At 53.9% G+C, this 5,862-nt stretch carries 3 tRNA genes and 3 rRNA genes; all 6 read right to left on the reverse strand.

Features of this window, described 5'->3' with window-relative positions:
- Positions 1–115: 115 nt before the first annotated feature.
- A tRNA-Met gene (locus Q0897_RS15825) sits at positions 116–192 on the reverse strand.
- Between the two features lie 114 nt (positions 193–306).
- A 5S ribosomal RNA gene (rrf, locus tag Q0897_RS15830) occupies positions 307–421 on the reverse strand.
- A 121-nt stretch (positions 422–542) separates the two neighbouring features.
- Positions 543–3,346 (reverse strand): 23S ribosomal RNA (locus Q0897_RS15835).
- 277 nt (positions 3,347–3,623) lie between these two features.
- A tRNA-Ala gene (locus tag Q0897_RS15840) sits at positions 3,624–3,699 on the reverse strand.
- A gap of 14 nt (positions 3,700–3,713) precedes the next feature.
- Positions 3,714–3,790: transfer RNA gene (locus tag Q0897_RS15845), tRNA-Ile, on the reverse strand.
- Between the two features lie 180 nt (positions 3,791–3,970).
- Positions 3,971–5,459, reverse strand: a 16S ribosomal RNA gene (locus tag Q0897_RS15850).
- The 16S, 23S and 5S rRNA genes sit together here with 3 tRNA genes alongside, the layout of an rRNA operon.
- Positions 5,460–5,862: the final 403 nt, after the last annotated feature.

Raw genomic sequence — 5,862 nt, forward strand, 5'->3', positions numbered from 1 at the left:
TTCTTCCCGCGGACACCTTCGCGCAGATCCTGAACGGGCTTGCTGAACGAGGCGGGCTGCGATCATTGCCGCACGATCCGCCGGAGCGGACTTGGACCCAAGCGCTTGTAGAGGTTGGTTGCGGGGGTTGGATTTGAACCAACGACCTTCAGGTTATGAGCCTGACGAGCTACCGGACTGCTCCACCCCGCGACGGGCGCGTATTGCGCCGGGTTGGCTTTGCGCCAACGTGGAAAAAGGGCTGCCCTTTTGGGGTCAGCCCTTTGACAAGTGAATGGGTTATACCCGTGACACGCTGGCTTCAATGCCTGGCGACGACCTACTCTTCCAATGCTTGAGCATTAGTACCATCGGCGCTGTCCGGTTTCACGGCCGAGTTCGAGATGGGATCGGGTGGGTCACAGACGCTATGGTCACCAAGCAATGAAGCTGGCGTGTCACGGGTTTTAATCGATGCAATGTACTTGGGCGTATCTGGCTGGATGACCGTCCGGTCAACGACGCTCGGGGCGACCCAAGGCTGTCATTGATGGTGCAGATTCATCAAGCATGATCAGAGTTATTAGGACCGGTTAGCTCCATGCGTTACCGCACTTCCACACCCGGCCTATCAACGTGATGGTCTATCACGACTCGAAGATACCTAATCTTAAGGGAGGCTTCCCGCTTAGATGCTTTCAGCGGTTATCCCGTCCATACATAGCTACCCTGCGGCACCCTTGGCAGGATGACAGGTACACCAGAGGTATGTTCACCCCGGTCCTCTCGTACTAGGGGCAACTCCTTTCAAGTATCGACGCCCACGGCAGATAGGGACCAAACTGTCTCGCGACGTTCTGAACCCAGCTCACGTACCACTTTAATTGGCGAACAGCCAAACCCTTGGGACCTGCTCCAGCCCCAGGATGTGATGAGCCGACATCGAGGTGCCAAACGATTCCGTCGATATGAGCTCTTGGGAATCATCAGCCTGTTATCCCCGGCGTACCTTTTATCCGTTGAGCGATGGCCCTTCCACGAGGGACCACCGGATCACTATGACCGACTTTCGTCTCTGCTCGACTCGTCAGTCTCGCAGTCAGGCAGGCTTATGCCATTGCACTCTTGCAGACGGTTTCCAACCGTCCTGAGCCTACCATCGCGCGCCTCCGTTACTCTTTAGGAGGCGACCGCCCCAGTCAAACTACCCGCCACAGAGGGTCCCTACACCGGCTAACGGTGCGAGGTTAGACATCAGAAAACAACAGGGTGGTATTTCACCTATGGCTCCACGACAGCTGGCGCCGTCGCTTCAAAGCCTCCCACCTATGCTACACAGTTCTTTCCTAATGCCACTCTGAAGCTGCAGTAAAGGTGCACGGGGTCTTTCCGTCTAACCGCGGGTACTCCGCATCTTCACGGAGAATTCAATTTCGCTGAGCATATCCTGGAGACAGTGGGGAAGTCGTTACGCCATTCGTGCAGGTCGGAACTTACCCGACAAGGAATTTCGCTACCTTAGGACCGTTATAGTTACGGCCGCCGTTTACTGGGGCTTCAATTCGGAGCTTGCACTCCTCCTCTTAACCTTCCAGCACCGGGCAGGCGTCAGACCCTATACGTCGTCTTGAAGCCGACTTAGCAGAGTCCTGTGTTTTTGCTAAACAGTCGCTACCCCCTGGCCTGTGCCCCCTGCAAAGACTTGCGTCGATACAGGGCCTCCTTCTTCCGAAGGTACGGAGGCAATTTGCCGAGTTCCTTCAGGATACTTCTCTCAAGCGCCTTGGTATACTCTACCTGACCACCTGTGTCGGTTTCGGGTACGGTCTATATGAAGAGGCTATTTCCTGGGACTGCTTCACCGCCCGATCAATCCAATAAGATCGAACGACTGCCACAATCCGTCACACATCTTCAGGCCCACGAATATTAACGTGGTTCCCATCGACTACCCCCTTCGGGCTCGTCTTAGGGGCCGGCTAACCCTACGCTGATTAGCATTGCGTAGGAACCCTTGGTCTTTCGGCGAAAGGGCATCTCACCCTTTTTGTCGCTACTCATGTCAGCATTCGCACTTCCGATACGTCCACGGTCGGTTACCCTCCCGCTTCACTCGCCTACGGAACGCTCCGCTACCGCTCATAGTAAACTATGAACCCTAAGCTTCGGTGCATCACTTTAGCCCCGTTACATCTTCGCCGCAGGAACCCTTATTTAGACCAGTGAGCTGTTACGCTTTCTTTAAAGGATGGCTGCTTCTAAGCCAACCTCCTGGTTGTTTTGGGATTCCCACATGCTTTCCCACTTAGTGATGACTTGGGGACCTTAGCTGTAGGTTAGGGCTGTTTCCCTTTTGACGACGGACCTTAGCACCCGCCGTCTGTCTGCCGGATAAGACTCGTTGGTATTCGGAGTTTGGTTAGGTTTGGTAGATCTCGCGACCCCCTAGCCCATCCAGTGCTCTACCCCCAACGGCATACATCCGACGCTCTACCTCAATAGATTTCGCGGAGAACCAGCTATTTCCCGGCTTGATTGGCCTTTCACCCCTAAACACAACTCATCCGATAATTTTTCAACATTAAACGGTTCGGTCCTCCAGTGCGTGTTACCGCACCTTCAACCTGGTCATGCCTAGATCGCCGGGTTTCGGGTCTAATTCATCATACTCTGGCGCCCATTTCAGACTCGCTTTCGCTGCGCCTACACCTAACGGCTTAAGCTCGCATGATAAATTAAGTCACTGACCCATTATGCAAGAGGTACGCTGTCACCCCCTAAAGAGGCTCCAACTGCTTGTAAGCATTCGGTTTCAGGTACTGTTTCACTCCCCTAATCGGGGTGCTTTTCACCTTTCCCTCACGGTACTAGTTCGCTATCGGTCATGTACGAGTATTTAGGCTTGGAGGGTGGTCCCCCCATGTTCAGACAGGATTTCACGTGTCCCGCCCTACTCGAGTCTTCTCACATCATTTTCGCATACGGGGCTGTCACCCGCTATGGCCACTCTTTCCAAAGTGTTCTGCTAATTGAATGAGAAGCACTGGCCTGGTCCGCGTTCGCTCGCCACTACTAACGGAATCTCGGTTGATGTCTTTTCCTCCAGGTACTGAGATGTTTCAGTTCCCCGGGTTCGCTTCACCAAAGCTATGTATTCACTCTGGTAATACCTTTTCCACCTCACTCACCCGCTGGCTAATCCAAGGATCAACCAACAACTGAGAGAAATGGTGAAGGTGGGTTCCCCCATTCGGAAATCGCCGGATCAAAGTTTGCTCACAACTCCCCGACGCTTATCGCAGCGTGCCACGTCCTTCATCGCCTGTACATGCCAAGGCATCCACCAAATGCTCTTACCTCACGCTTGAGAATCCACACCATCAACGACAGGCTTGCATAAACCCTGTCGCATCCAATTGGTGCGGACGATAATCTCAGCCAGATATTTTCATCTGTAAGTGCCGCATACATACCAACCTTCCGGTCGATACAATGCGCCACGGCATCGATTAAAAACCCATTCACAATGTCAAAGATCGGCAGCGCAGATCGCCACCTACCGGCAAGGCCGGATAGCTTTTCTCTTCATCCCTGGAATAACCATCGGCAAAACGCATCACCATTTACTTGGGCCAATGCCCGTCTGGTGGAGCCTATCGGGATCGAACCGATGACCCCCTGCTTGCAAAGCAGGTGCTCTCCCAGCTGAGCTAAGGCCCCTTATCAGACGTAAATGGTGGGCCTGGGGGGATTCGAACCTCCGACCTCACCCTTATCAGGGGTGCGCTCTAACCAACTGAGCTACAGGCCCGTTGCCACCGCCGGCCAAAAGGCCGCGAGGGCGTGAGCCAGCTCAGGCGTCGAAAGCAAAGGCAAAACCTTCGCTTCCAATTTCCAGTGATGAAGGGACATGAGGACGACGGCAATGTTCTTTAGAAGTCCGCGAAGCACTTCCGATGGCTGGCATCGGCGCTTTCGCAAACATCCTTAGAAAGGAGGTGATCCAGCCGCAGGTTCCCCTACGGCTACCTTGTTACGACTTCACCCCAGTCGCTAAGCCCACCGTGGTCGCCTGCCTCTCTTGCGAGTTAGCGCAACGCCTTCGGGTGAACCCAACTCCCATGGTGTGACGGGCGGTGTGTACAAGGCCTGGGAACGTATTCACCGCGGCATGCTGATCCGCGATTACTAGCGATTCCGCCTTCATGCTCTCGAGTTGCAGAGAACAATCCGAACTGAGACGGTTTTTGGAGATTAGCTAGCCCTTGCGGGATCGCTGCTCACTGTCACCGCCATTGTAGCACGTGTGTAGCCCAGCGTGTAAGGGCCATGAGGACTTGACGTCATCCCCACCTTCCTCCGGCTTATCACCGGCAGTTTCCTTAGAGTGCCCAACTAAATGATGGCAACTAAGGATGAGGGTTGCGCTCGTTGCGGGACTTAACCCAACATCTCACGACACGAGCTGACGACAGCCATGCAGCACCTGTCACTCATCCAGCCGAACTGAAGAAATCCATCTCTGGAAATCGCGATGAGGATGTCAAACGCTGGTAAGGTTCTGCGCGTTGCTTCGAATTAAACCACATGCTCCACCGCTTGTGCAGGCCCCCGTCAATTCCTTTGAGTTTTAATCTTGCGACCGTACTCCCCAGGCGGATAACTTAATGCGTTAGCTGCGCCACCCAAGCACCATGTGCCCGGACAGCTAGTTATCATCGTTTACGGCGTGGACTACCAGGGTATCTAATCCTGTTTGCTCCCCACGCTTTCGCACCTCAGCGTCAATACTTGTCCAGTGAGTCGCCTTCGCCACTGGTGTTCTTCCGAATATCTACGAATTTCACCTCTACACTCGGAATTCCACTCACCTCTCCAAGATTCTAGTCTAATAGTTTCAAGGGCAGTTCCGGGGTTGAGCCCCGGGATTTCACCCCTGACTTGGTAGACCGCCTACGCGCGCTTTACGCCCAGTAATTCCGAACAACGCTAGCTCCCTCCGTATTACCGCGGCTGCTGGCACGGAGTTAGCCGGAGCTTATTCTCCAGGTACTGTCATTATCATCCCTGGTAAAAGAGCTTTACGACCCTAAGGCCTTCATCACTCACGCGGCATTGCTGGATCAGGCTTTCGCCCATTGTCCAATATTCCCCACTGCTGCCTCCCGTAGGAGTCTGGGCCGTGTCTCAGTCCCAGTGTGGCTGATCATCCTCTCAGACCAGCTAAAGATCGTCGGCTTGGTAGGCTCTTACCCCACCAACTACCTAATCTTGCGCGGGCTCATCTAAAGGCGATAAATCTTTGGTCCGAAGACATCATCCGGTATTAGCATCCCTTTCGGGAAGTTATTCCGAACCTAAAGGTAGATTCCCACGTGTTACGCACCCGTGCGCCACTAAGCCCGAAGGCTTCGTTCGACTTGCATGTGTTAGGCATGCCGCCAGCGTTCGTTCTGAGCCAGGATCAAACTCTCAAGTTTGTGTCCAATCCATCACAACCCCCGTAAACGGGAAAGCCATGACGAATGAATTCAAGGAGCCGATACCTGCACTTGTCAAACGTAATGGTTACGTAAGGACATGTTCATCCCATCAGCTTAAAGCCAACAGAACTTTCGGCATCGACTTGGTTACCGGTCACTCGCGCCTTGAAGCCGCGAAACCGGGCGCCGTCGCCCACATGTCCCTTCATCTAAAACCAACAATGTCAAAGATCCAACCAAAACATAAAGCGGACAACCAATGTTCCCCAATCTCTAAGACCGGGGGACTAGCTGTCCTATATGTCGGCGACCGAACCCCGATGCCCCGCTAGAGAGCGTCTCGCCGTCCGGTGAGAGGGCATATATGGGGCACTCTCGATTCGGTCAACACATGGATTAC

Source organism: uncultured Croceicoccus sp. (genome assembly GCF_947496385.1).
Lineage (GTDB): Bacteria > Pseudomonadota > Alphaproteobacteria > Sphingomonadales > Sphingomonadaceae > Croceicoccus.